The 24,047-nt window shown below is 48.7% G+C and carries 20 protein-coding genes and 1 tRNA gene; 8 read left to right on the top strand and 13 right to left on the bottom strand.

Features of this window, described 5'->3' with window-relative positions; all coding sequences use genetic code 11:
* Positions 1 to 454: 454 nt before the first annotated feature.
* The gene (locus ACNI23_RS18580) at positions 455 to 1,318 is read right to left on the bottom strand and encodes a hypothetical protein (RefSeq protein ID WP_420250762.1); all 864 of its coding nucleotides are present in this window, start codon (positions 1,316 to 1,318) and stop codon (positions 455 to 457) included.
* A gap of 188 nt (positions 1,319 to 1,506) precedes the next feature.
* Between ACNI23_RS18580 and ACNI23_RS18575 the strand changes: the two genes are divergently transcribed.
* Positions 1,507 to 2,493: a phospholipase D family protein gene (locus ACNI23_RS18575; RefSeq protein ID WP_420250761.1), complete on the top strand. Its 987-nt coding sequence runs from the start codon at positions 1,507 to 1,509 to the stop codon at positions 2,491 to 2,493.
* A gap of 75 nt (positions 2,494 to 2,568) precedes the next feature.
* Here the strand turns inward: ACNI23_RS18575 and ACNI23_RS18570 are convergent, their stop codons facing one another.
* The 5 genes from ACNI23_RS18570 to ACNI23_RS18550 all read right to left on the bottom strand — a co-directional run bounded on the left by ACNI23_RS18570 (position 2,569) and on the right by ACNI23_RS18550 (position 10,245).
* Entirely contained in the window at positions 2,569 to 3,468 is a 900-nt protein-coding gene (locus tag ACNI23_RS18570) for a hypothetical protein (protein ID WP_420250760.1), read from the bottom strand.
* A gap of 170 nt (positions 3,469 to 3,638) precedes the next feature.
* Positions 3,639 to 6,323, bottom strand: a complete 2,685-nt coding sequence (locus tag ACNI23_RS18565; RefSeq protein WP_420250759.1) for an adenosylcobalamin-dependent ribonucleoside-diphosphate reductase — start codon at positions 6,321 to 6,323, stop codon at positions 3,639 to 3,641.
* Positions 6,324 to 6,870: 547 nt separating this feature from the next.
* Positions 6,871 to 6,957 (bottom strand) — tRNA-Leu (locus tag ACNI23_RS18560).
* 213 nt (positions 6,958 to 7,170) lie between these two features.
* On the bottom strand, positions 7,171 to 8,460 hold the full coding sequence (locus ACNI23_RS18555) for a citrate synthase (protein WP_420250758.1): 1,290 nt from the start codon (positions 8,458 to 8,460) through the stop codon (positions 7,171 to 7,173).
* Positions 8,461 to 8,871: 411 nt separating this feature from the next.
* The gene (locus ACNI23_RS18550) at positions 8,872 to 10,245 is read right to left on the bottom strand and encodes a sigma-54 interaction domain-containing protein (RefSeq protein WP_420250757.1); all 1,374 of its coding nucleotides are present in this window, start codon (positions 10,243 to 10,245) and stop codon (positions 8,872 to 8,874) included.
* Positions 10,246 to 10,503: 258 nt separating this feature from the next.
* Here ACNI23_RS18550 and ACNI23_RS18545 point away from each other — a divergent pair, with 258 nt between their 5' ends.
* Genes ACNI23_RS18545 through ACNI23_RS18530 form a run of 4 tightly spaced genes read left to right on the top strand, consistent with a single transcriptional unit; the run spans position 10,504 to position 14,279 of the window.
* The gene (locus ACNI23_RS18545; protein WP_420250756.1) at positions 10,504 to 11,487 is read left to right on the top strand and encodes a 4Fe-4S dicluster domain-containing protein; all 984 of its coding nucleotides are present in this window, start codon (positions 10,504 to 10,506) and stop codon (positions 11,485 to 11,487) included.
* Positions 11,480 to 11,950, top strand: a complete 471-nt coding sequence (locus tag ACNI23_RS18540) for an iron-sulfur cluster-binding protein (protein ID WP_420250755.1) — start codon at positions 11,480 to 11,482, stop codon at positions 11,948 to 11,950. The genes ACNI23_RS18545 and ACNI23_RS18540 overlap by 8 nt, the downstream gene beginning before the upstream one ends.
* Before the next feature lie 50 nt (positions 11,951 to 12,000).
* A complete protein-coding gene (locus tag ACNI23_RS18535) occupies positions 12,001 to 13,629 on the top strand; it encodes a tetrathionate reductase family octaheme c-type cytochrome (RefSeq protein ID WP_420250754.1) in 1,629 nt (542 codons plus the stop codon).
* 2 nt (positions 13,630 to 13,631) lie between these two features.
* Positions 13,632 to 14,279 carry a cytochrome b/b6 domain-containing protein gene (locus ACNI23_RS18530; protein WP_420250753.1) on the top strand — a complete coding sequence of 216 codons (648 nt, stop codon included), beginning with the start codon at positions 13,632 to 13,634 and terminating at the stop codon, positions 14,277 to 14,279.
* An 82-nt stretch (positions 14,280 to 14,361) separates the two neighbouring features.
* On the opposite strand, the gene ACNI23_RS18525 is transcribed toward ACNI23_RS18530, so the two are convergent.
* From ACNI23_RS18525 to satP, 7 genes are all read right to left on the bottom strand, one after another.
* Entirely contained in the window at positions 14,362 to 14,556 is a 195-nt protein-coding gene (locus ACNI23_RS18525) for a 4-oxalocrotonate tautomerase (protein ID WP_420250752.1), read from the bottom strand.
* A 19-nt stretch (positions 14,557 to 14,575) separates the two neighbouring features.
* On the bottom strand, positions 14,576 to 15,061 hold the full coding sequence (locus ACNI23_RS18520; RefSeq protein WP_420250751.1) for a hypothetical protein: 486 nt from the start codon (positions 15,059 to 15,061) through the stop codon (positions 14,576 to 14,578).
* Between the two features lie 23 nt (positions 15,062 to 15,084).
* Positions 15,085 to 17,019, bottom strand: a complete 1,935-nt coding sequence (locus ACNI23_RS18515; protein WP_420250750.1) for a molybdopterin biosynthesis protein — start codon at positions 17,017 to 17,019, stop codon at positions 15,085 to 15,087.
* A gap of 12 nt (positions 17,020 to 17,031) precedes the next feature.
* Positions 17,032 to 18,273, bottom strand: a complete 1,242-nt coding sequence (locus ACNI23_RS18510) for a molybdopterin molybdotransferase MoeA (protein WP_420250749.1) — start codon at positions 18,271 to 18,273, stop codon at positions 17,032 to 17,034.
* Positions 18,274 to 18,299: 26 nt separating this feature from the next.
* Complete coding sequence (locus ACNI23_RS18505) at positions 18,300 to 19,004, bottom strand: molybdopterin-guanine dinucleotide biosynthesis protein MobB (protein WP_420250748.1); 705 nt, start codon at positions 19,002 to 19,004, stop codon at positions 18,300 to 18,302.
* Between the two features lie 16 nt (positions 19,005 to 19,020).
* Complete coding sequence (gene argB / locus ACNI23_RS18500) at positions 19,021 to 19,905, bottom strand: acetylglutamate kinase (RefSeq protein ID WP_420250747.1); 885 nt, start codon at positions 19,903 to 19,905, stop codon at positions 19,021 to 19,023.
* Between the two features lie 186 nt (positions 19,906 to 20,091).
* The gene (satP, locus tag ACNI23_RS18495; protein WP_420250746.1) at positions 20,092 to 20,649 is read right to left on the bottom strand and encodes an acetate uptake transporter; all 558 of its coding nucleotides are present in this window, start codon (positions 20,647 to 20,649) and stop codon (positions 20,092 to 20,094) included.
* 352 nt (positions 20,650 to 21,001) lie between these two features.
* On the opposite strand from satP, the gene ACNI23_RS18490 reads away from it, so the two are divergent.
* From ACNI23_RS18490 to ACNI23_RS18480, 3 genes are all read left to right on the top strand, one after another.
* The gene (locus tag ACNI23_RS18490) at positions 21,002 to 22,213 is read left to right on the top strand and encodes a cation:proton antiporter (RefSeq protein ID WP_420250745.1); all 1,212 of its coding nucleotides are present in this window, start codon (positions 21,002 to 21,004) and stop codon (positions 22,211 to 22,213) included.
* Positions 22,214 to 22,234: 21 nt separating this feature from the next.
* Positions 22,235 to 23,413, top strand: coding sequence for a cation:proton antiporter (locus tag ACNI23_RS18485; protein ID WP_420250744.1), 1,179 nt, complete (start codon positions 22,235 to 22,237; stop codon positions 23,411 to 23,413).
* 126 nt (positions 23,414 to 23,539) lie between these two features.
* Entirely contained in the window at positions 23,540 to 23,896 is a 357-nt protein-coding gene (locus ACNI23_RS18480; protein WP_420250743.1) for a PilZ domain-containing protein, read from the top strand.
* The last annotated feature ends 151 nt before the right edge of the window (positions 23,897 to 24,047 follow it).

Genomic DNA, 24,047 nt, shown 5'->3' with positions numbered 1-24,047 from the left:
GGCCGGATTTATTAAATCGGGTCGTTTGTTATCACTGGCAAAAAGTACAGCAACACGAATCAGCAAACCGCACTGGCGGTCTGATCCGGGGATGCTCCGGTATTGCGGAAATGGGGGTGAAAAACAAAGCAAGGCCCGCCCCTTAAATGCAGGGGAGGCTTCTAGCTACCGTAATTAATGTCCGGTATTTTTGGAGGGACCGTCCGGTTATCTCGATCTACAAAAGGTGGGTAAAAAACTCACAAAGGCAGATCGTACTTTTTCCTGAAACAGCAAGGCGAACTGCCTGCATAACTGGTCCCAATCTCTTAATTAGGTTTCAGGAAAATCGTCACATAAGGACGATGTACGAAGCAAGTACACTGCCCTTGTCTTAAAACTCGGGTCTCTCTGGACCCAAAACAACCGGATATGGACGGACGCGAGGAGCTTTAAGCACCGAATTGATGTTGGGTCAAGGATTTTCTTTAGGGGGAATTGTTTCAATTTGCTTTTGTAGGGTTCTAATTGTTTCTAAAATTTCTAGGAAGTTAGCATTCTCTCTTAGTTTATATGGTAAACAATCGATGAAGTGTTCTACGTCAATGTTTTCTAATTCTATGCCGTATCGTGACGCGTAATTTGTTAGTTCTTTCTGTAGTAGTTTTTTATCAAAGAAGGACCGATGACGGCTGGAAACAAAAGGTTTATGAGGTGGTAACATGTTTGATTTTATGGAATTGATCTGATTTAACATGTGCTCTTGGTTTCTTATGATAAGATCCATTGCACTAACTTCTTCCGTTTCAATCGCAGAAACAGTTACATTTTTAAAGTTTGTTAGAAAAGGCGAAAAGTCGTCACTCTGCGCTACTTCGAACGTCTTAGTGATTGCTCTTGCTAGTTTTGATTTAAATTCTTCGATCTTCCCGTGTCTCAGATCTCTTGGATACTGAATATGTTCGATTATTCCCGTATCGAATGAATACTCAGTTTGGTCGTCTTTGACGATTACTACTGGTTTATCAAAGGCAAGGCGCATCCCAAGTTCAAACATTACATTTGGATTCTTGCTACTGACGTCGCATACGATAATAGGGTCATTATATAGATTGGTAACAATACGTTGGTGGATTATCCCTACTTCATCAGCATCGCTGACCATTCTAGACTCAAAACCGGCATTTTTTATGGCGCTTTCAAGAATCGCACGAACATCTGACCAGTGTTCCTGCGGGCAGTCTGGCATGCCTGAGATTGGCATTACGAGGCCACACATCTTTTCATTTTGAGTGCAGGCTTCAGCTTCAGAAGTATTCTCTTTTGTTTTTTTATTCATGAGTATTGTATTTGTTTAGTAATTTAGGTTTATGAAATGTGTTAGTTGTGAAATTATACTCTGTCAATACTGTATGTGGATAATGTCTTCCCCAATTACCTACCAACTCACTTCCCACAAAATTGTATTGAAATTAAATTCCCCCTCACTTAGATTCCCGTCAGGACTCTTAACAGTTCGGAGGCATTATGAAACTGTTGAAAACTGGTGAAATACGCGGAGCGGTTGGGCGTTGCGAGCCTGAGAGGATCGCTGTTGCGTATGTCGGGTTGGACTGGGAGAAATTTATCGACAAAGAGAAAGTCAAAGAAGTCGTGGTTTCTCCCACTGAGGGGTCGAATCCAAAGGGAATTCAGTCCCTTGTTGATTGCCTTTCATGGGACAATGTACACTTTCTGGATAACCTGCATTGCAAATTTTACATTGGCGAACAGTCCGCCGTACTTGGAAGCCCCAACTTAAGTAGAAATGGAATCGCTGAAACGGGGTTGGAAGAAGCTGCTGTGGAAATTACTGATCTGCGGGAAATTGAAAATCTCAGCTCCTATTTTTCTGAAATCAAACAGAGCGCCATGGAGAAATATCCAGCGGAGGAAATGAAAAAGCAGGCTCTTTCTGATCTGTATAATATCTGGCGTGAGCGCGAGAGAAGCAGAGGTGCTGAGGAAATAGAGGAGGACGGCGAGGAACTCCTCGATTACGCCGTGCTTAGTGAAACCGACTTTTATATTGCATGGTACGGTGACAGCGACAACGTTGAATACAGCGGCGACATAGAAAACTACGAAAGTTTTATCGATGATGAAATGCACTTGGCTGCAGGCGATAAGATCAGAAAAGGAAAGTGGGTTCTGTGTTGGAATATCAACGAAAATAATCAGCCGAATATGCAGGTTAAGCCACACTGGTTGTTTATTGATGAGCTTTTTGAAAATGCCGCATATCTCAAAGATGAAAAGTACGACTATACCACTGTCGCTGTAATGCGCTCGGACAAGGAACCGGTTAAGCCGCCGTTTGAACTTACTCCCAATGTCATTCGCGCTTTCAAGGAACTGATCAGTTCAGATAAGTACCGAAGCACATTTGTCGGTGGTGAAGGTGTTTTTTATATCAAGGATACATTTCCGGTGTTCAAGCAGTTTATGGCTGACTGGAAAAAGATGGTTTCCTGATTTTAAGTTAAAACCGTTGAATGCAAAAAAGCCGCAACATTTGTTGCGGCTTTTATTCTTATTGCAACTGTTAAATCAGTTCAATCCTGCCTTCATCTTTTCGCCATTTAAAATTGTCCATGAATCAGCGTTCGGATTAAACATTCCTGCTTGAGTGAGAATCTTGTGGATGAAACCTTGTTTGCGCAGTTCCTTAAGTCCTTTTTGTAAAGCCCCATAAATTTTTTCACCTTCGGGATGGGTTTTGGAAATAAAGAAATGTCTGCTCTCGAGGAGTGAGAACTTGACCCCCGGAATAGGGACAAGATGAACTCCGTAGAGGGTCATGCTGGAATCCTGGGAGTTGGATATTTCTAACGGAATCCAGTCAGCCCGTCCTGCCTTAATCATTTTGATCATGCATTCGAAGGTTGGGGCATCTATTAAGTTTGTGATGCCCATATCCTTGAGAACCTTTTTATCGTTGTACCAATGCTGTCCGACAATTCCTTTGCCGTTTAAGTTTATTTCATCTGCATTGGTGGCAGAAAGTAGCGCAGTGTTAGATGGAAGGCAGTAAAAGGCTTTTTGAAATTCTCCAAATCTTGTGATCGGATCGCTAACCAGAAAACTTTTTTTATATCTTGGAACATCCAAAGTATTTAAGTTTAGCTGATGGGGGTAGAAGGCCACCAGACCATTTGCCGCATCTTCGGTGGCTCGTCTGCTGTTGGGGATAGCTTTAAAAACAAATTTCGGTTCTATTCCGCCAAGTCTAATGGCTTTCTGGGCAATGATAACATCTGCGAGAGATCTGCTGATCTTTGATTTTGGGAATTCGTCCAATAGGTACGGTTGTTTTTTGGAAAGGGAGAGCAATTCATTGTAGTTCTCAAGCGTATCTTGCAGGATAGTTACAGGTATTATCATTTTTCCTTGGCTTGGAGACGGAAAAGCAAGGATGATTATAAATAGTAAAAAGAGTGTTCTTTTCATATATGAGTGGTTTTAGTTATATTTGTGATAAGCTTGTGGATGTGTTGCACGAAAGAGCATGGATGTAAAGAGGGGCTTGGAAGTAAGTGGTTCAAACGCAAAAAAGCCGCAACAAATGTTGCGGCTTTTAAAATAGTCAACATTACCGGATAATTCCGGCCTGATTCAATCTACCCGCAGGTGGTGTACCCGCAAGCCTTGCAGATCTTGCATCCGCCCTCGGGAACGTATGCTTTCTTGCTGCATTCGGGGCAGGGATCGCCGAGACCTTTGGAGACGATGGTCTGATCATCCATGTCCAGTGAGATGTACTGGCGCAGGATACGGGAGATTATCGCCGCCGCATCGATGATGTTGTAGCTGGAGCGGTCCAGCTGGGTCAGGATGCGGTCAATGGGCATGCCTACGCGCAGGAGCATGCTGGTCAAGCGGGTGATGGTTTCCCAGAGGGAGTATTTCTCCTGAAATACCTGTTCATTGTAAAAACCGTCTCCGGTTACTCCTGCTTCTTTGGGTAGCTTAACGAATATTTCAATGGGATTGCCTGTTTCATCCAATGATACGATGATGTACATCTTGGAGCCTTTCCACATGACCCGGTGCCGCTCGGCGCGTTCAATGTCGCCAAGTTCCCTTTCAATTAAAGTCGGGTTCTGGCCCTTCATGGTCGGATCGGCTTCCTTGGAGTCCTCTTTCTTGCTCAGCACACCTTTTTTGCAGCCGTTGCGGAAGACAGTCACACCCTTGAGTCCATGTTTCCATGATTCGAGATAGATTTCGAATATGGTTTCCTTGGGTGTTTCTTCGGCAAGGTTGATGGTCGAGGAAATGGAACTGTCAGTATACTGCTGGATAGCGGCCTGCATGCGGATGCGGTCCATGTAATCCAGTTCGTCAGCCTGCACGTAATTCAGCTTTTCCTTGAGCTGCAGGGCAGTGTATTTGCCAAACAGGTGTTCCTGATTTGTTTCCAGCATCCATTTCAGCGGCGGCATGTGGATGAACTCAAAGACCTTTCCGGCCTCAAGTCTTGTCTCACGGGCATAGCTGAACATGAAAACGGGCTCGATGCCGGAAGTGCAGTTGTCGGACATAATGGAGATGGAACCGGAAGGCCCGACGGTGTTGAATGCTGTGTGGCGCAGTCCTGTTCTCAGGATTTTCTTTTGCAGCTTATTGGGAAGTCCAAGCTTGCTGATGTAGGGGCAGTCCAGAAAACGTTGGCGTGCATCCTTATTTTTCAGCGCTTCGACTTCACCGAAACGTTCGGCAATATCAGCACTTACTGAAATTTCAGTGATGGCCTTGTCGCGCATGATTTCTTTGATGAATTCAATGGATTCCTTGCTGCCGTAGCGCATGCCGAGCATTGCAAGCATGTCGCCCAGTCCGGTGAACTCAATTCCGATCCTTTTGCCGTACTTGTCTGCGTCCCTGTGTTTCTGCAGGGGATGCTTGTTCTGGTTAAGGTCGGACATGGTATCCATAAAGGCCATGGTCCGGGTCAGGTCATCGTGGAAGAGATCGCTGTCGAAACGTGCTTCCTTGGTGAAGGGGTTGACCACGTAACGGTACAGAACCATCGCTCCGAGCAGGCAGTTGCTCCAGTAACCGAGGGCCTGTTCGCCGCAGGGGTTGGTGGACATGGGCTTCAAGCGCAGGGGATCGATGTATGTGCCGGGGGTATTGCGCTGGGTGGTGTCCTGATAAAGAATACCCGGATCGCCGGATTTCCATGCGGATTCGCTGATTTCTTCGAGCAGGTCCCGTGCTTTAACTGTATCGTACTTTCTGAGGGGGAGTCCAAGCTCCTGCCAGCGGCTGTAATCACCGTCCCAGAGGGTGTTGTAAACGGACTTTACCGGATCAAAGATGTCGGATGTCTCGTTGCGCTTTCTGGAGAGAATGAAGGTCAGGTTTTCCTTGGAGAGGGATGCATTGTCTTCATTGACCGGCAGGTCCGGCTGCACCTTGAGCTGGTGTTTTTTGGAATCAATCCCGATAACCTTGTAGGTGATCTCCGCTTCTATGCGGTCTCCTACCTGAGGATTCAGGGCTTCGTATACTTCGGGCAGCAGTTGCAGGGTGGACTCGTTAATGATTTTACCGCTGATTTTGAATCTGTCGGGAAAAATAAAGGTCCAGTCTTTATCCTCTTCCACTGCCTGCATGAATTCATCAGTGACTTTAAGGCTGATATTGGCCCCGAAAACATCCTGAATTTTTCCTGTCAGGGAATCGACTCCGAAAATTTCTTCAGGTTTGCTCTTGCACCAGATGAAACGGCGGGTCTCAGGGTGTCTGATGTCTAAGGAGATCATCAGTGCACCGCGCCTGCCGTTCTGACCTATAGTATTGGTCAGTTCACTGAAAAGAGGCATGAAGCTTACGGCACCGGACGAGGTGACCGCAGCATTGTTTACCGGGTCCCCGGAAGGACGCAGAATGGTGATATCAATGCCGCTTCCGCCGCGATAGGAGTAAGTGCGGGCAAGTTTTTTCTGGGCTTCGAATATTCCTTCAAGGGAGTCTGATTCGATTTTGGCAAGGTAGCAGTTGCTGAGCGAGCATTTTGCGTGCTCATTGCCAAGGCCGGAAAGAATGGAACCGGCGGGGATAAAACGTCCGGACTGGAGCATTTCGCAGACCTGTTCGTTCTCGTTCTTTTGAAATTGGGAATTCTTTAAGAATTCACGGCAGAGTCTGTTCTTTACGTCGTTAAATGAGTGTTCCTGAAGACGTCCTTTGCGGTCACGGATCTGATATTTTTTGGAACTGACGGTTTCCTGAAAACGGGTGTGTTCTTCCAGGGCCATTTTAGCTGATTCGCGGGTGATAACAGAATGTTCAGTCATTATGATGAAGTTCCTTTAGAGGGCTTTTTTTACCCTAGAGTCGATAATTAGCTGCTTTCAAAGCAGGGCGCATGTGTCTCGTTAAATTGTTTTGACTTACACAGAGCAAAACATAGCCATTGAACAAATAGTATCTCACTTAAATACATTTGTCGGCAATAATACTCCCATAGCGGAGTCATAATTCTTGATTTGTGTTGCAGGAAGCCCAGAAGGCGTAATCTGCTTTTTCGAAGAGATGACGTTACTGATCTGCTTAGCGCAGAGATGCTTCAGGCAGGGGTGCTGGCTTTTCCTGATCCATGAAATGGAGGAATCACAGCGGCAGAACCGCCCCGGATTTTAAACGGGTTCCCTGATTAATTGAAATGGTCCTGAAGTGAAAAACACAACGAACAGAAGCTTAACAAACCGTGCTCTGCGGTCAATAATTTTTTCTGGTTTTTGTTTAGAAATCTCCTCAGCCCTACTCCCCATTGGGTTGATGGGTTTTCTAAATCTCGAAAACAAAAAAGCCGCAACATTTGTTGCGGCTTTTTCAGAAATATGGTGCCGAAGAGAAGACTCGAACTTCCACGGAGAAACCTCCACTAGACCCTGAACCTAGCGTGTCTACCAATTCCACCACTTCGGCACGGCGAAGAACTGTTTATAAATATCGCTTGTGAATTGCAAGCTTTTTCTTCAAAAAAAGTTAATTTTAATGAAAATAATCGAAATTACAAGCTGTTAAAAAAAGTATTGCCCGTAATCTCACCCCTTGTGTGGAGCGGGATTACGGGCATATCCGGGTAGGTATATCCATCGTTCCGGGGCCGGATAAGCCTCGAACCGATATTGACTAGATTTACTTCCTAAAATCTATAGGTACGTAATTTCTCGGAGTTTCGCCAGTGTAAATCTGTCTCGGGCGGTTAATTCTTGAAGTCGGGTTAGTGTAATCCTCGTACCAGTGTGCGATCCAACCGGGCATACGGCCGATTGCGAACATTACCGGGAACATGGCAACCGGGATTCCCAGCGCGCGCAGGATGATGCCGGAATAGAAGTCCACGTTGGGGTAGAGCTTGCGTTCGATGAAGAAATCATCGGAAAGGGCACGTTCTTCAAGCTGCATGGCGATGTCCAGCAGTTCATCGCTGAAACCGTGCTGAAGCAGGTCATGGGTCGCTTTTTTGAGGATTTTCGCGCGGGGGTCAAAGCTCTTGTAAATGCGATGACCGAAACCCATGAGGCGGCATTCCCTCTTTTTCACTTTCTCGATGTATTCATCGATGGTGTAATCGCCGTTGTTGATGGTTTCGAGCATGTCGATAACCGCAGCGTTCGCGCCACCATGCAGACGACCCCAGAGGGCGCAGATACCGGATGATACAGAGGCAAAGATGTTTGCCTGAGTGGAACCGACCATTCTTACAGTGGATGTGGAGCAGTTCTGTTCGTGGTCCGCATGCAGCTGGAAAATCAGCGAAAGAGCTTTAACAGCTTCCTCCGGCGGATCGTACTGCTTGTAGGGGATGGAGAACATCATATGCAGAAAGTTGTGGCAGTAGCTCAGATCAGGGTCCGGGTAAACAAAGGGCCGTCCGATTGATTTACGGTATGAAAAGGCCGCGATGGTTCTTACCTTAGAGATGATCTTACCAACTGCGAGGAAAAATTCGGACTTGTCGTTAATGTCGTAGAGGTCAGGGTGGTGGCTGCCCAGAGCGTTGATAACTGCGGACAGGATCGCCATGGGCTGGTTTTTATGGGACGGGAATCCCTCAAAGTGGTGCCGCAGGTCTTCGTGGATAAGTTCTTCAGCAGTAAGCAGAGCTGAAAAACGGGCAAGATCTTCCTTGAGCGGAAGTTCGCCGAAGATGAGCAGCCATGCGGTTTCAATGAACTTACCATGCTCGGCAAGATCTTCGATGGGATACCCTCGGTAACGCAGAATCCCTTTTTCACCGTCAACAAAAGTGATGTTACTGGTGCAGGAACCGGTATTGCCGTAGCCCGGATCATAAGTGATCAGGCCGCTTTGCGATCGGAGTTGAGTGATGTCGATACCGGTTTCGCCCTCTGTTCCATGGATTACGGGCAGTTTGTATTCTTTGCCGTCATACTTAAGGATCGCAATGTCTTTATCGCTCATTTCGTGTCCTCCGGTTAAGTGTCTATGCCGCTATTATGAAGTTCTGTTTCTTGGCAAAATCAAGCACCACTCAAGTGCAGGATCTGCATACTGTGAGCCAGTTAATTGCAAACCTGCATGATGCCGGGTCTTGCGGTCCGGGGGCAGGGGCTGAAGCCTTGCTGGTCCGGATATGTAAGCGGGCAGAAATGTGATTTCTTTCGGACTGGGGCAGGATGGGATTCACTGCCTACCAGTGTAAATGGTTGTACGGCGCTTTGTGGGGAATCAGCGGATGCTTTTTCCCGATGTTGAAAAAGTATTTAATCAAAAACAGCCTAAAAGTCCAGTGCTGCCAACAGTATAATCTTTCTATAACGATGAAATGGTCCGTATAAAATTCAGCATTCTTGCGGATATTCAGGTGTGTAATTACTCCTCCAGCCGATATTGAACCGAATATTTGCGCATGCGGTTGTGAACTGTTCCCCGGCTGACCCCGAGGAGCTTTGCGGCTTTGCTTTTGTTGCCTCCGGCCTGCTTCAGGGCAGTGATGAGTTTCTGTTTCTCGTCCGGTTCTGTGGCTGGAGCGGGTTCGAGACATGGGCAGAAATCAGCTGCAACAGAGTTTATCTGGGGCGGCAGATGTTCCGGTTGGATCGGGCCGCTGTCCTTGACCACTGCGGCATATTCCAGAGCACTTTTCAGTTCACGCACATTTCCGGGCCATTGGTATTCCATCAGCTTGCGCATGGTTTCCAGGGCCGGACCTTCGTTGTGGTCGAGGTGGTCGATTATATTGATGAAATGATCCACCAGCAGGGGCAGGTCTTCCTTTCGTTCGCGCAGGGGGGGCAGGTGTACCGGGATTACATTGATGCGGAAAAAGAAATCTTCCCGGAATTGTTTGTCCTGCACCAACTGGTTGAGATCCTGATTGGTGGCTGTGATCAGTCTGGCTTCCATGGACAGGTTGATGTTCTCCCCGACCCGTTCAAAGGAACGGGTTTCCAGAACCCGCAGCAGCTTTACTTGAATGGGTAACGGAACATCTCCTATCTCATCAAGAAATATGGAACCATCAGCAGCTTCCTCAAAACGGCCCTGCCTATGGCGGTATGCTCCGGTGAAGGCTCCTTTTACATGCCCGAACAATTCACTTTCCAGCAGGGACTCATTCAGCGCGGCGCAGTTGAGCTGAACAAAAGGCTTGTCTGCGCTAGGGCTCATTTCATGGATGGCCTGTGCAGCCAGTTCCTTGCCTGTGCCAGATTCTCCGTAAATTATGACCGGAGCATCAGAACGGGCTGCTTTGCTCAGCAGGGTGTAAACTTTTTGCATTGCCGGGGAGTGCCCCACGAATCCGCAGAATCCGTTTTCTTCATGTTGGAGTTTCTGGGAGAGTTCCCGGATTTTCAGTTCCTTGCGGTCCAGTTCACTGATGTCCGTGACTGTTTCCACCGCGCCGAGGATATTATCTTCGTCATCCCGGAGCAGTGATGCGTTTTTCAGTACATGCAGGTAGTTTCCGTTTTTATCAATGATATGGCAGTTCTTGCGGCTTTCCTTCTTCCTTTCAAACAATCCGCACCAGTGTCCGTCAGCTTGTTCGCGCACAATCCGGCAGGCATCGCAACCAAGCACTGAGCAGGGCTTGTTCAGCAGTTCATCTTTTGAAAATCCGGTCATGCGCAGCAGGGCGTCATTAACCTTCATGATGATCCCGTCAGGGCTTACAATGATCAGCCCATCATTCATGGTGTCGATTACTTCCCGCAGATAAAGATCGATATCCTGTTCGGTCATTCGATAGTTCCGGTGTTTAAAAAGTGTTCAATTGTTCAAAAATATGTGTTTGATTGTACATATGTTTAATCATGTGTGCAATATTATGATGTCTTCAGAAAAATAAAAATAGGCTCATCGTACCGGTAAACTAGCCATTAACAGTGTAAATATGGTAGTTATTCTCATAATATTAAAAATAGGTACGGATTCTGCTTTGCTCTGATCAAATCGTTTCATGATGAAGTTGAAAATATCGCAGTTAATAAAGGATAATATATGACAGACAAGAAGAATGGAATTTCCCGCAGAAATTTCCTGAAGGGGCTGGGAGCCGGAAGTGCTGCCATGCTCCTGCCTGCGCGTGAGGTTGTGGCAGCAGGCAGCAGCGAAGAAGAACTCTGTACCCTGCTGGATCTTTCCAAGTGTATTGCATGCGGTGAATGTGTTTCTGCATGCCGTGAAGTAAATGCTCCTAAGTTTCCCGAACCCAAGAAGCCTTATCCGGAAATGTATCCCACCTCCCGGGTGAAGGTCGAGGATTGGTCGGATCGCAGAGATGTTGATGACCGCCTGACTCCCTATAACTGGCTCTACATTCAGAGTACCGAAGTGGAGTTCGAAGGTGAGGTACATGAAATCAATATCCCCCGCCGTTGTCTGCACTGTCGCAATGCTCCCTGCGCAAATCTCTGTCCTTGGGGTGCAGCTGGGAAGCAGAAGAACGGTATTGTACGCATCAATGAGGATGTATGTCTTGGCGGTGCCAAGTGTCGCAAGGTTTGTCCGTGGCACATTCCCCAGCGTCAGACCGGGGTGGGCCTGTATCTGAGGCTTCTGCCGAATCTGGCCGGGAACGGTGTCATGTACAAGTGTGACCGCTGTTACAATCGCATAGATCAAGGCAAGCTCCCTGCCTGTATCGAAGCATGCCCGGAGAATGTGCAGACTATCGGCCCGCGCAGTGAAATCCTCCAGAAGGCCCATGAACTGGCTGAGCAGAACAATTGGTTCATCTACGGCGAGGATGAGAACGGCGGTACCAATACTATTTATCTTTCTCCTGTACCTTTTGAGTTGCTCAACAAAGCTGTGGATAAGGGGCCCGGGAAGCCCGGGCTTGCTCAAGTGGAAGACTCCATGGCTGATGAGGAGAAGCTGGCTTATGCAGTGGGGATCGCTCCCTTTGCAGGGATAGCAGCCGGTGTAATAAAGGCCGGAAGATTTCTTGCTTCCGCAGCAGGAGGGAAGGACAATGACTAGCCCTTTCTTTAAGCGTATTTTCAAGTTGACCATTCTCGTTATGGCCCTGACCGGAGCAGGCCAGATGCCTATATTCAAGCGTTACTATATATCGGATATTCCGGGCTTGGGCTGGCTTGCTGATTTTTACCTGACTAACAAGCTTCACTACATATTCGGGGCCGTACTCCTTTTCATGGCCATGTACCTGCTGACCATGTTCATTATGGCTGGAAAGCAGTATTTCAAGCTGTCTTCTTCGGGCATGCTGCGAATTTCCCTATACGGGGCTGTCATCGGTACCGGAGTTATGCGGGTGATCAAGAACCTGCACTCGGTGACTCTCGATCCGTTCACGGTCATGCTTATTGACTGGACTCATCTGGGATTTGCAATGCTGCTGGGTATGGTAGCCATGTATGCCTTTTTCAGAGGGCGAAAACCGTATCTGGAAAAGGTGTCAGGGCTTGGATTTATGAAGTAAATAAACCGGGGCGTTTGTTCCGGTAGTTCATAAACTAACGGAGGGTGGACATGAGATTCATGCGGAACTCAGTACTGCTGTTGTTGGCGGTGGTCTTTCTGGGCGCGAGTGCATTTGCCGCCGGGGATACTGCTCCCGGCAGGGAAATGGCCCGTCAGGCCACCAAGGGCAAGGAGTTGTGGATTACGGCTGACCATTCCAAGTTCGATGCGCTGAAGCAACCATTCAAGAGCGGCCCGGAAGTAACCAAGGCCTGCCTGACCTGTCATACCGAGGCCGGACATCAGTTCCACAAGACCATTCACTGGACATGGCTTGATCCCAAGGCGGATAAGGAGTTGAAGGTCGGTAAGGGCGGTCTGGTGGTCAACAATTTCTGTATCAATATCCAGTCCAACGAACCCCGCTGTACATCCTGCCACGCAGGGTACGGCTGGAAGGATAAGGATTTTGATTTTACCTCTCAGGAAAAGATCGACTGTCTGGTCTGTCATGAGCAGACCGGAACTTATAAGAAGTTCCCCGCCGGGGCCGGGAATCCTGCTCCGCCTCCGGGTAAGAAGTTCAAGGGTAACGGTAAGTTCTACGCCTCCCCCCAATGGAACAAGGTGGCCCAGTCCGTAGGTCGCCCGACCCGCAAGAATTGCGGAACCTGTCATTTCTACGGCGGTGGCGGTGACGGCGTAAAGCACGGTGACCTCGATTCATCCATGCTTAAGCCTTCAAAGGCTCTGGACGTGCATATGGGCATGGACGGGCAGAATTTTACTTGTGTCCGTTGCCATACCACTGTGAAGCACGACATCGCAGGACGTATCTATTCAACTCCTGCTGCCACCGAGCGTAAGTCACTGCTGGAAGATGACCTCGGTTCCAAGATCATGTGTGAATCCTGCCACAGTGACCGTCCTCATAAGTCCGAGCTGGGCATGAAGCTCAACGATCATACTGATAAGCTGGCTTGCCAGAGTTGCCATATTCCGACCTTTGCACGCGAACTGCCTACCAAGATGTGGTGGGATTGGTCTTCCGCAGGTAAGCTCAAGGACGGCAAGCCCTATGTTGAAAAGGGCGAATGGGGTAAGCCTGTATACATGTCCAAGAAGGGCGATATGCGTTGGGAAAAGGATGTTGTACCTGAATACTACTGGTTCAACGGTACTATCGACACCATTACCGCTCAGACCACCATCGATCCGACCAAGCCTGTGCAGGTTTCAAAGCCTGTCGGTTCAATTGAGGACAGGAACTCCCGGATTATGCCTTTCAAGGTGCATCGCGGTATGACTCCCTACGATAAGGTCAACAAGAACATGGTTATCCCGCATCTGTTCGGTAAGGATAACGATGCCTATTGGAAGGGCTTTAATTGGGAAAAGGCCGTAACAGCGGGTATGAAGTATGCCGGATTGCCGTTCAGCGGTGAAGTGGGCTTTGTGGAAACTGAATTTGTTTATCCGACTACCCATATGGTTGCGCCCAAGGAGAATGCGGTAGCCTGTGAGGAATGCCACAGCAAGCAGGGCCGTCTTGATAAGATGACCTGTTTTTACATGCCCGGACGTGATGCTTCCGCCATTGTTGATGCAGGGGGCTGGTTCATAGTGCTTGCCTCGGCAGTAGGTGTTATCCTGCACGCCCTTGGTCGCATTTTCATGTCAGGACGTAAGGAGGACTAGCCATGAGCGGACATAACATGAAGAAGATTTACCTCTATTCGAAGTTTGAGCGTTTCTGGCACTGGACCCAAGCCATCCTGATCATGCTTCTCATGCTTACCGGGCTGGAGGTGCATGGTGTATTCACCCTTTTCGGCTTTGAAAAGGCCGTGGAACTGCATAACACTCTGGGCATCAGCTGGCTGGTTCTGTTTGTATTCATCATCTTCTGGCTGCTGACCACCGGGGAGTGGAAGCAGTACATACCCACATCCAAAAAGCTTTTCGATGTAGCCATGTATTACGCTTCCGGTATCTTCAAGGGTGAGTCTCATCCGGTGCAGAAGAGCAAGGATGCCAAGCACAACCCCTTGCAGCGTCTGGTCTACTTAGGCCTCTCGGCGATCCTGCTGCCTTTGCAGATGATCACGGGGTTGCTTTACTGGACCTACAACGATTGGGCTGCCTACGGCTTGGATTTCCTGAGTCTTAATGTGGTAGCCAATGTGCACATGGCCTGCGCCTACGCATTGCTGGCTTTCCTTATCGTTCACATCTACATGACCACCACCGGACATAACATAACCGCCCACATCGCCGCCATGTTCTCCGGCTGGGAAGAAGTTCCCGAGGATTACAAGGCTGAGGAATGGGAGGTGCATGAGAAGTAGGGTGTGGTTAGGAGAACTGACATAAATAAGCCCCGGCAGGATTATCCTGCCGGGGCGTTATTGCTGCAATTATGAGGAAAAATTAATCCGGATACTTATCCGAGCAAAGCTCTCCACCTGCTCCCCAGTTTTCCTTTTTCACTTCATCAATGACAACATAGATTGATTCCACGCTGCATCCGGTGATGCGGGCGGTTTCTTTGGAGAGCACTTCAACAAGTTCTCGCTTCTGTTCGATGGTTCTGCCTTCGAACATTTCTACTTTAATTACGGGCATTATCTTTCTCCTGATATTTTTACCATTTAAAATGATCTTTCACCCTGCAAAACAGTCCCTTAATCTTTTCGTCATCCATCCATTCAACTTCCCCGATACGCATGTAGAGGTGTTCAAGAAAGAAGGGTATAAAACAGTGATTAATCAACTTGGGTATGTCAGCAGGCATTTTGTCAAAATAAAAGCTGAATTCGTGCATGGCGAAATTTTCGTTCTGCTCGAATTCAGCTGAATTGCGTAATGCGGTCAGTAATCCTTTGCGGGCTATGGGGCTGAAGTCGAGCCGTCCCATGCGGTCGAGGATATCGTTGTCGGTCTCAATAGTATCGGAATCGAAGATGAAGGTCAGCACCAGATGTCCGCCTTCTTTGTCATCAAATACACCGATGTTGAGCAGGCCTTCGCGGATGAAGCTGCCTTTGCCGAAGCGGTAGCGGAACGGGGCAAAGCCGATCACGTTTTCATGGCATTTCTGCCTGATGATGTGCTCTTTGTCCTTGTTCATACCCCCTCCGGCAAGATGTTGTATTAGTATCCCAGACTTACTCCCGGTTTCATTCTCTGCCCGGTAAGATCTGTGTCATAACCACCCAGTTTGCTGATAGCCTGTTTGAGCTTATCAGATTTTATTAATGTGAGCAGTGTTTTTATCCTACGGTCTTCCATGTGTTTTTGCGGGATGATCAGATCGTATCTTTCATGGGCCAGCGGCACGAAATCTAAATCCAGTGCCTTGGCTGCCGCAAAAATACCCAGCCCGCAATCAGCGGCTCCGGTAAGTACGTTGGCAGCCACGGCCATGTGGGTGAATTCTTCGCGGTCATAACCGAGAATGTTAATAGGTTTCAGACCTGCTTTTTTCATGTGGTAATCAAAGAGTATTCTGGTTCCGGCTCCGCGTTGGCGGTTGATGAAATTAATATCAAGACCGTCCAGAGATTCAATGCCTTCGATGTTTTTAGGGTTGCCTTTGGGTACGATGAATCCCTGATGGCGGATGGCGAGGTTAACAACAGTTACATCCATTCCGGGCAGGTATCTTTCGATGAATGGGAAGTTGAAATCATTAGTTTCGGGGTCGAACAAATGTGCCCCGGCAAAAAGAGCCATGTCATTTTTTAGCGCGGTAAGTCCGCCCATGGAACCCGCATGAGTTGACACCAGACGTAGCGGATTATTTTCGCCCATGAGCATGTCAGCAATCAAGTCGATGGTATTGTCGTGGCTGCCTACATGCATGAGCACCTTGTCCAGCTCGGTACGGCTGGAGAACAGCTCAACATCCACGGTGTCATTCAGCTCGACTCCTTCACTGTCCGCAGGGACACGGGTGAAGCCCTGCGCTTTGGTCAGGGTCGTAATCATACCTGCTCCGCGGGATAGGGGGACACCGATGTATTCATCGCCAACCTGTCCCACTGCCAGCCTCACAATTTCTTCCTGTCCCATTTTGGACGGGGTACGTCTTGCCAGCCGGACCTGTACTTTGTCCCGCTGCGGTTCATGTTTGCCTGCCAGCCATGAAATTATCGGGGTGAGCACGTCTTCGAAGCAGACCACTGCGCTGACCGGGTATCCCGGTGCCCCAACCAGCAATTTGCCTTGTGCGGTTCCCAGAACAGTAGGTTTTCCGGGCATGACCGCAATACCGTGAACCAGCAGTTCTCCAAGTTTTTCAAAAACTATGCGGGTAAAATCCTTGCTGCCGGCTGAGGAACCTGCACCGACCACCACAATGTGTGAGGTTTTGAGAGCTTCTTCCACTGCCGCAGTGAGCTTTTCCTCGCGGTCTTTGACCGGAGCGGTAAAGCTGAATTCTATATCAAGTCCGGCGGCCAGTGATTTGAATACCTGTGAGTTGGACTCGATTACTTCACCCGGTTCGGGGGTGGGGCGGTCTGCAAAGGGCAGGACTTCATCTCCGGTTGGGATAAAGGTCATGCGGATTCTTTCATAAACCTTGATCTCGTATATCCCGGCGGAAAGCAGCGCGCCCATATCGAAAGCGGAAATGGTGTGCTTGCGCGGGAGCAGCATCTCAGTAGCCACAATATCTTCGCCTATGCGCCGTACATGTTGCCATGGAAATGCCGGTGCTTCGATTGAAATATTCTCACCTTCATCCACAACATGTTCAATCATGATGATGGCATCCAGTCCGTCCGGAAGTGGATTTCCGGTGTTGACCGCAATGCATCCCTTATCCTTTTTCAGCAGCAGGGGCTGTCCTTCACGGGCGGTGAAGGTGGTCTCGCTTTTAACAGCATAACCGTCCATTGCTGCCGAATGGTAGGTAGGAGAGGAGCAGCGGGCAATTACCGCTTCAGCAGTGACTCGGCCAAGGGCTTCGTGAACCGGAATGGTTTCGGTCTGTACCAGTGAATCGCGGTCAAGATTGTCCATGGCAGTTTTTACAGCTTCAGGGACAGGAATGGTCTTCAGGTAGATATTGCGGTCACTCATGAGGTTTCCTTTTTAAATTTTCCAGATATTTACTGTGTTTCCGGCGTAGAATCCTTCGGTGTCAGCGGGGATGATCATTAAACCGTCAGCTTGGATCATGGTTTTGAGCAGGCCGGATTTACCGTAAATCGGTTCAGCCAGAGGCAACTTACCTTCGCGGTAGGTCAGCTTCATGCGGACGTAATCTTCGCGTCCCGGTTTGGACACGGTGTTGCGGCCCAGTTCGGCCTGCACCATAACTCGATCAGTACTGGAGAATGCATTTGTCTGGCCCATAAGCTGGCGGATAAAAGGGACCACCAGAGCAAGCATAACCACTTGAACGGAGGTGACCTGTCCGGGTAATCCCAGCACTGGCTTGTTTCCAGCCCGCCCGAGGATGGTCGGTTTCCCGGGGCTGATTGCCACACCGTGCGCAAGTATTTCAGAATTCTGCATGGATTCAATCGCTTGTACTGTTAGATCACGCATGCCCACAGAACTTCCACCGGAAAGAAGTACCAGATCGTTTTCGGCGATTGCTTTCTCAAGCGTATTTTCAAGTTTTTCCAGCTCATCGCGCACAATGCCGTAATTAACAGCTTTCGCTCCGGCATCATTCACCAGACAGCGCAATGTGTGCGAGTTTACATCGCGGATGGTTCCGACCTTCTGCGGGGAGTCAATTTCAACCAGCTCATCTCCGGTGGAGATGATACCCACGCGCGGTTTGCGATGGATGGCAACTTCCTTGATTCCCAGCGCCGCCAGCAATCCTACATCTTGAAAGCGGACTTTGTGCCCGGCTTGAAATATCAGATCGCCTTTGGCAACATCTTCGCCCTTGAGCATGGTGTGTTCACCCGGAGCGGAAGATTTGCGGATTTCAATGGTTCCGGCTCCCAGTTCCTGAGTATGTTCAACCATGACAACGGCATCGGCTCCGTCAGGCAGGGTGCCTCCGGTGGGGATGGCCGCACATTCTCCGGGCTGGAGTTCAAAACCGGGATTCTCGTCCACCTTAAGGGTGGCGGAGCATTCCAGATAAGCCGGATTTCCTTCGGTTGCGCCGAAAGCATCACGGGCGTTTACCGCATAACCGTCCATGCAGGAGCGGTTGGCCGGGGGCAGGTCTTCCGGTGAGATGATATCTTCGCCAAGCACCAGACCGCAGGCATCGGAAATGGAGACCGTTTCTGTGCCCACCGCTGCAAAAGAATTCAGCAGGGTTTCAAATTCAACCCTGCTGATAATTTTAAAAAATTCGTGATTCATCAATGAATGTCTCCGGCAGGTTCGCTTTAATTCTTAATTGTAATTTCAATGTCTCCGGGAACGTATCCTTTGAGCTGCTTGAGCATGGCGGTAATCCCGGCGGAAAGCATGTCGGCCACAAAGGGGTTGAAACCAAGCTCGGCACCGTTGCAGGTTACGGACATCTGGGTCTTCATGGCCTGACACCCTGAAACTCGAGCTTTTCCGGCAACGATGTCAGCCACGAAATCCATGCAGAATTCGCGTCCGCAGGCCCCGCAGTTGAGTCCCGGCAGGATAAATCCTTTATCCATGACCAAATCAGCCAATTCTTCCAGAAGTTCATCGGAAGGCGGATTTTCCGGAGAACAGGCCGGAATTTGTTTCAGGGCCAGTTCGGGATAAAATTCTTTGTCGTCGTTGTCTTCGCGGACCATGATTACCCGGGGCAGCCAGCCGACCTTGTTGCCGCCTTCCATAACGATTACGTCTGCGTCCATAAGGGGAATCAGATCCTGAACTGTGCGTTCCTGTTTCCAGGATACAAAGGACTCGCTGGGAGAGTATGCAGCCACACAGGATGCGATTTTCTTGTATTCTTCGGTGTCCGCGCCTTCGGCTCCGTCAAAGCCGTGGTGGGAATGCTTGAGAACCCCGACTTTGTAACCTTTCTCTGTGAGCTTCTTGACCAGCGCAAGGCCCATGGTTGTTTTGCCGGTCTTCTTTTTACCGACTATGGCTATCGCTTTCATTATATTATTCTCCGTACTACCCGACAATTTCAGTGCCGATACCGTTTTTGGTGAAAAGTTCGAGCAAAACGCAGTTTTCAACCCGTCCGTCTATGATGTGGGCTTTCTCAACTCCGCTGTGAACGGCTTCAAGGCAGCAGCTCAGTTTCGGGATCATGCCGCCTTTGGCAACACCGGAATCAATGGCCTCGGCAGCTTCTCGGCAAGTCAGTGACGAAATGAGATTCTTATCCGCATCGAGCAGCCCCTGTACATCAGTCAGCAGGTGCAGACGTTTGGCATTCATGGCTGCGGCAACAGCTCCGGCAACAGAGTCGGCGTTGATGTTGTAAGTGGAACCTTCGTCGTCAACGCCTACGGGGGCGATAACCGGGATGAAGCCTTCGCTTTGCAGTGATTCGATGAGAGTGGTGTTGACCTCTGTCACTTCGCCGACCTTGCCGAGGTCGATGATTTCAGGTGCTTTAGTCTCGGATTCGATGACCAGTTCCTTTTGTTCGGCCTTGATAAGCATGCCGTCTTTACCGGAAAGCCCAACAGCTTTGCCGCCGTTCAGGTTGATGAGGTTGACGATCTGTTTGTTGACCTGACCTACGAGGACCATCTCGACAACATCCATGGTTGCTTCATCTGTAACCCGGTATCCGCTCTTGAAATGGCTGTCGATGTTCAGCGCGCTGAGCATTTTTTGAATCTGCGGCCCGCCACCATGCACTACAACCGGGTTGATCCCGATGTATTTCAGCAGGATGATGTTCAGGGCGAATGCTCGCTTCAGGCTTTCGTCGATCATGGCGTTGCCGCCGTATTTGATGACTATTGTTTCACCGTAGAATTCTTTAATGTACGGCAGCGATTCAATCAGAAATTTGGCCCTTGTAATATCATGTTCCATATTCATGTTCGGTTTTCTCCTGAAGCTTATTCTGTGCTTAAGCGGACATAGGCTCCGCGTGGCGTCCGCTATCTATAATTTAAAACTCGGGTGAGGGGAAGGGCGGGATTATTAGCTGCGTGATGGCATCAAAAAAGGCCGCACAGCTTTCAAGCTGCGCGGCCTTCATACTTTCATGAGAAATGGGGTGTGCTATTCGCCGATGGGCAGGATAGTACGGCCATACTGTTCGTTGATGACTTCAGCCATGGCGAGATAGAATGCGGATGCTCCGCAGACGATGCCTTCCCAGCCGGCAATGGTGCCGATGAAGTGGCTGCCGGTGAAATCGCGCACAGCCAACAGGAAGAAAAGCACGGTCAGGGAGAAGAAGATGAACTGCAGCACTTTGTTGCCTTTCAAGGTGCCGATGAACATGAACAGGGTGAAGATACCCCAAAGGAGCAGGTACCAGCCCATGAATGCATGCGGTGTGGGTTCTGCAAGTCCCATCTTGGGCATTACTATCAATGCTACGAGGGTCAGCCAGAACAGGCCGTAGGAAGTGAAGGCAGTGGTTCCGAAGGTGTTACCCTTCTTGAATTCCATCACTCCGGCGATTACCTGCGCGATGCCGCCGTAGAAAAATCCCATGGCAAGGATCATAGAGCTGATGGGGAAAAATCCTGCGTTGTGGATGTTCAGCAGGATGGTGGTCATGCCGAATCCCATCAGGCCCAACGGGGCAGGGTTAGCGAGTTTCGATTCCATTTGTCTCTCCTAAAAATAAGTCTTTCAAAACACACTTAATCCGGCTTTCCGCTGTCGGTGGGGCAGTGGAAAATGTGAGTGGTGGGTGTTTGGTGGAGTGTGGGTGTGCTTTGTGAGTAGTGAACGCTCATTCAGCTAGATTAAAACGTGTTTAATTGCAAGCAATAAATTGCATGCAATGGTCTTAGGGTGCTTTTCCAGTAGACGTGCATGCAAAAGTGAATGTTTAATCAATTTGTTTGAAGGCGCTCCCGATTGAATTCCTTTGTTGTTTAGCGAAAATAGTTTATCGTGTTAGAGCATGGAATAAATATTATACCAGATTGGGCCTAAAAGGGAAGAGGGAATCCGGATGACTGTATCTGCTCTGACTCTTATCACTCTCGGATTGCTGTTTATGGTCGGTTTTATCGCTGACACCATAGGCAGGAATACCCCCGTCCCGCGGGTTTCGATACTCATGGTTGCCGGATTTATGATCGGCCCTTCCGGGTTCGATCTGCTCCCCGAATCCACTCAGAGCTGGATGCCAGTTGTTTCGGATATGGCGTTGGTTATGATCGGATTTTTATTAGGCAGTTCACTGCAATATGCGTCTTTACGGCGTTCGGGTATGCTCGTGCTCTGGATTACCCTTGGAGTAGTGTTTGCTACAGCAGTGATTGTCGGGGGAGGGCTTTGGCTGGCAGGTATACCACTACCGCTGGCATTGATTTACGGAGGAATAGCCCCGGCGACCGCTCCTGCCGCTACTGTGGATGTAGTTCATGAAGTTAATGCCAAGGGACGTTTTACCGAAGTTTTGCTTAAGATTATTGCCCTTGATGATGCTCTCGGTCTGATTGTTTTCAGCCTGATGCTGGCAGCGGCGCAAATGTTGTCCAGCGGTGGAGGTGGGAGCCTTGAGACTTTAGCTCACGGGGGTAAGGATATTGCCTTTGCAATTTTTATCGGGGCCGTTTTAGGGGCACCTATGAGTTACCTTACCGGATACCTGAAGTCCGGTGAGCATACATTGCTTGAAGCGTTGGGCATGGTTTGTATTTGCGGCGGGCTTGCGATGTGGCTGGATGTTTCTTTTCTGCTGGCGGCCATGACCATGGGAATGGTAGTGGTTAACCTTGCTAAGCGTATGGATTGCTCCTTTTATTCAATACGCTCCATTGAGTGGCCTATTGTCGTCCTTTTTTTCTTGTTTGCCGGAATAAATATCGAGATTGAGCATATCTACGTCAACCAGAATCTGATAATATTTTATATTCTGCTGCGGATCAGTAGTAGGTTTGTCGGGGGGATTCTGGGAGCGAAAAAGGGTGGCGAAAATCTGTTTTTCGGTAAGTGGATGAGTATGGCCTTGATGCCTCAGGCCGGTATTGCCCTTGGGATGGCTCTGACAGCTGCACATAGGTTTGAAGAATTCGAAGCCGTGGTTTCGGTTATTGCAGCAACCACAATTTTTTTCGAGATCGCCGGGCCGATTTGTACTCGTTTGGCTTTGAAGAAGGTCGGTGACATCACTCCGGGCGAAAAACGGAAGATAAACCGGGAGGGATGCTCTTTTTAATCCTTTCAGAGGGGAGGGCCTGTGTCTGTTTCAGCTCTAACTTTGATGACCTTAGGATTTTTGTTCATTCTGGGATTGATTGCCGATGTGATAGGCAGAAACACCCCGGTTCCCCGTGTCTCTGCATTGATTGTTTTCGGGATTCTTATAGGACCGGCAGGATTTGATCTTCTTCCTGTATCCATCAAGCATTGGATGCCCATTGTCTCTGATATCGCTCTGGCCTCTATTGGTTTCCTGCTTGGTAATTCTTTTAATATCAGCGAAATACGTAAATCAGGCAAAGCCGTATTATCCATTTCGCTGTTTGTCGCAATGGCCACAGCTACAGGCGTAGCCGGTGGATTATGGCTGTTCGGTTGTTCTCTTCCTGTTGCCCTCATCTATGGCGGAATAGCTCCGGCAACTGACCCGGCCTCAACTGTGGACGTGATCAAAGAATCAAAGGTTGAAGGAGAATTCCCTGATACTCTGCTTAAAATCACAGCTATTGATGATGCTTGGGGGCTTATAGTTTTTAGCCTGATGTTCGCTGCTGCTCAGATTGAGATGCTTGACGGAGGCGGACTGCATACCTTGCTGGGTGGAATTTCGGAAATATTTGTTTCTGTTTTTATCGGTGTAATACTCGGTATCCCAATGAGTTATCTTACTGGCCGGATTCAATCCGGTGAACCCAGTCTTGTCGAGGGGTTGGGTATGGTCTTTATCTGTAGCGGCTTCGCTCTGTGGCTGGATGCTTCGTATCTTCTGTCTGCTATGGTGATGGGAGCTGTTGTGGCAAATGTTGCCCGGCATCATGAACGGCCGTTTTGCGCTGTCGAGGGTGTGGAGTGGCCCCTGCTGGTCGTTTTTTTTATTTTTGCAGGCGTAAGTGTCCAGTTGGAATATTTTCGACAACATTTGTTGTTGATCGTAATTTATATCTTGTTGCGAATTGCAGGCCGTTTTACAGGTGCCTATCTTGGAGGATTGCTTGCTGGGAAGTCTCTATCGTTCAGCGGGTGGATGGGGATGTCATTGATGCCGCAGGCAGGTATTGCCCTTGGGATGGCGCTTACTGCTGCAAACAGGTTTGAGGAGTTTAGGTCTGTTGTTTCGGTGATAGCAATGGCAACAGTCTTTTTTGAAATAGCAGGACCGATTTGTACCCGTTTTGCCTTGAATAGAGTTAAGGAGGGTGCACCGGCGAAAAGCTGAAGATGGATCGCAGTAAGTTTTCTTTTTAAACTTTAAACTCTTATGTTGTTATTGAAGAAGAAAGCAATATTGAGTAAATAGAAGAAAACAGGGTTTTACAGTTTATTAAAAGAGCTTGGAGTATTCATGGATCAGAACAAGAGACGCAGGACCCGCGTAAATGCCGGATTCAGGGTCGTATTGCACAAAGAAGACATTGACGCTTTTGTGGAGTCGCATAATTTAAGCTTGAAGGGAATTCTTTGTGACCCTGTAAAGGGCTTTTCTGTTGGCGATGAATGCGAAATTTCCATTCCGCTCTCTGAAGAAGCGATAATAAGAGTATGTGCTAAAGTGGTCCGTTCAGACGAAGACGGTTTGGCCGCTGATTTTCATCACATGGATGAAGTCAGTTTTACGCACTTGCGCCGTTTGATTCAATTCAATGCAGAAGACGCAGATGCTATTGATAGCGAGCTTACTTCGCCCGCTTTTGATGTTTGATCGCGGGGATGCACAGGGTGGCAGGCTTGAATAGACACATTTCATAGGCCCGGGCCACCTTTTTAGCTTTTGCAGAAGAAAGGCCGCAGTCTACAAGTCTGCAGTATATGTGGAGCGGATTGAAGATATGCTCCATGAAGGCTATAAATCC

Origin of the sequence: Maridesulfovibrio pacificus (SeqCode) (assembly GCF_048612815.1) — a bacterium.
Classification (GTDB): Bacteria; Desulfobacterota; Desulfovibrionia; order Desulfovibrionales; family Desulfovibrionaceae; genus Maridesulfovibrio; species Maridesulfovibrio pacificus.
This window is presented reverse-complemented; position numbering and strand designations above follow the sequence as displayed.

Coding starts and splice junctions, on each gene's coding strand:
- satP (WP_420250746.1), bottom strand. CDS start 20,649: ATGGAATCGAAACTCGCTAACCCTGCCCCGTTGGGCCTGATGGGATTC.
- argB (WP_420250747.1), bottom strand. CDS start 19,905: ATGAATATGGAACATGATATTACAAGGGCCAAATTTCTGATTGAATCG.
- ACNI23_RS18515 (WP_420250750.1), bottom strand. CDS start 17,019: ATGAGTGACCGCAATATCTACCTGAAGACCATTCCTGTCCCTGAAGCT.
- ACNI23_RS18580 (WP_420250762.1), bottom strand. CDS start 1,318: ATGAATAAAAAAACAAAAGAGAATACTTCTGAAGCTGAAGCCTGCACT.
- ACNI23_RS18540 (WP_420250755.1), top strand. CDS start 11,480: ATGACTAGCCCTTTCTTTAAGCGTATTTTCAAGTTGACCATTCTCGTT.
- ACNI23_RS18490 (WP_420250745.1), top strand. CDS start 21,002: ATGACTGTATCTGCTCTGACTCTTATCACTCTCGGATTGCTGTTTATG.
- ACNI23_RS18525 (WP_420250752.1), bottom strand. CDS start 14,556: ATGCCCGTAATTAAAGTAGAAATGTTCGAAGGCAGAACCATCGAACAG.
- ACNI23_RS18535 (WP_420250754.1), top strand. CDS start 12,001: ATGAGATTCATGCGGAACTCAGTACTGCTGTTGTTGGCGGTGGTCTTT.
- ACNI23_RS18480 (WP_420250743.1), top strand. CDS start 23,540: ATGGATCAGAACAAGAGACGCAGGACCCGCGTAAATGCCGGATTCAGG.
- ACNI23_RS18520 (WP_420250751.1), bottom strand. CDS start 15,061: ATGAACAAGGACAAAGAGCACATCATCAGGCAGAAATGCCATGAAAAC.
- ACNI23_RS18545 (WP_420250756.1), top strand. CDS start 10,504: ATGACAGACAAGAAGAATGGAATTTCCCGCAGAAATTTCCTGAAGGGG.
- ACNI23_RS18555 (WP_420250758.1), bottom strand. CDS start 8,460: ATGAGCGATAAAGACATTGCGATCCTTAAGTATGACGGCAAAGAATAC.
- ACNI23_RS18505 (WP_420250748.1), bottom strand. CDS start 19,004: ATGAAAGCGATAGCCATAGTCGGTAAAAAGAAGACCGGCAAAACAACC.
- ACNI23_RS18565 (WP_420250759.1), bottom strand. CDS start 6,323: ATGACTGAACATTCTGTTATCACCCGCGAATCAGCTAAAATGGCCCTG.
- ACNI23_RS18575 (WP_420250761.1), top strand. CDS start 1,507: ATGAAACTGTTGAAAACTGGTGAAATACGCGGAGCGGTTGGGCGTTGC.
- ACNI23_RS18530 (WP_420250753.1), top strand. CDS start 13,632: ATGAGCGGACATAACATGAAGAAGATTTACCTCTATTCGAAGTTTGAG.
- ACNI23_RS18510 (WP_420250749.1), bottom strand. CDS start 18,273: ATGAATCACGAATTTTTTAAAATTATCAGCAGGGTTGAATTTGAAACC.
- ACNI23_RS18570 (WP_420250760.1), bottom strand. CDS start 3,468: ATGAAAAGAACACTCTTTTTACTATTTATAATCATCCTTGCTTTTCCG.
- ACNI23_RS18550 (WP_420250757.1), bottom strand. CDS start 10,245: ATGACCGAACAGGATATCGATCTTTATCTGCGGGAAGTAATCGACACC.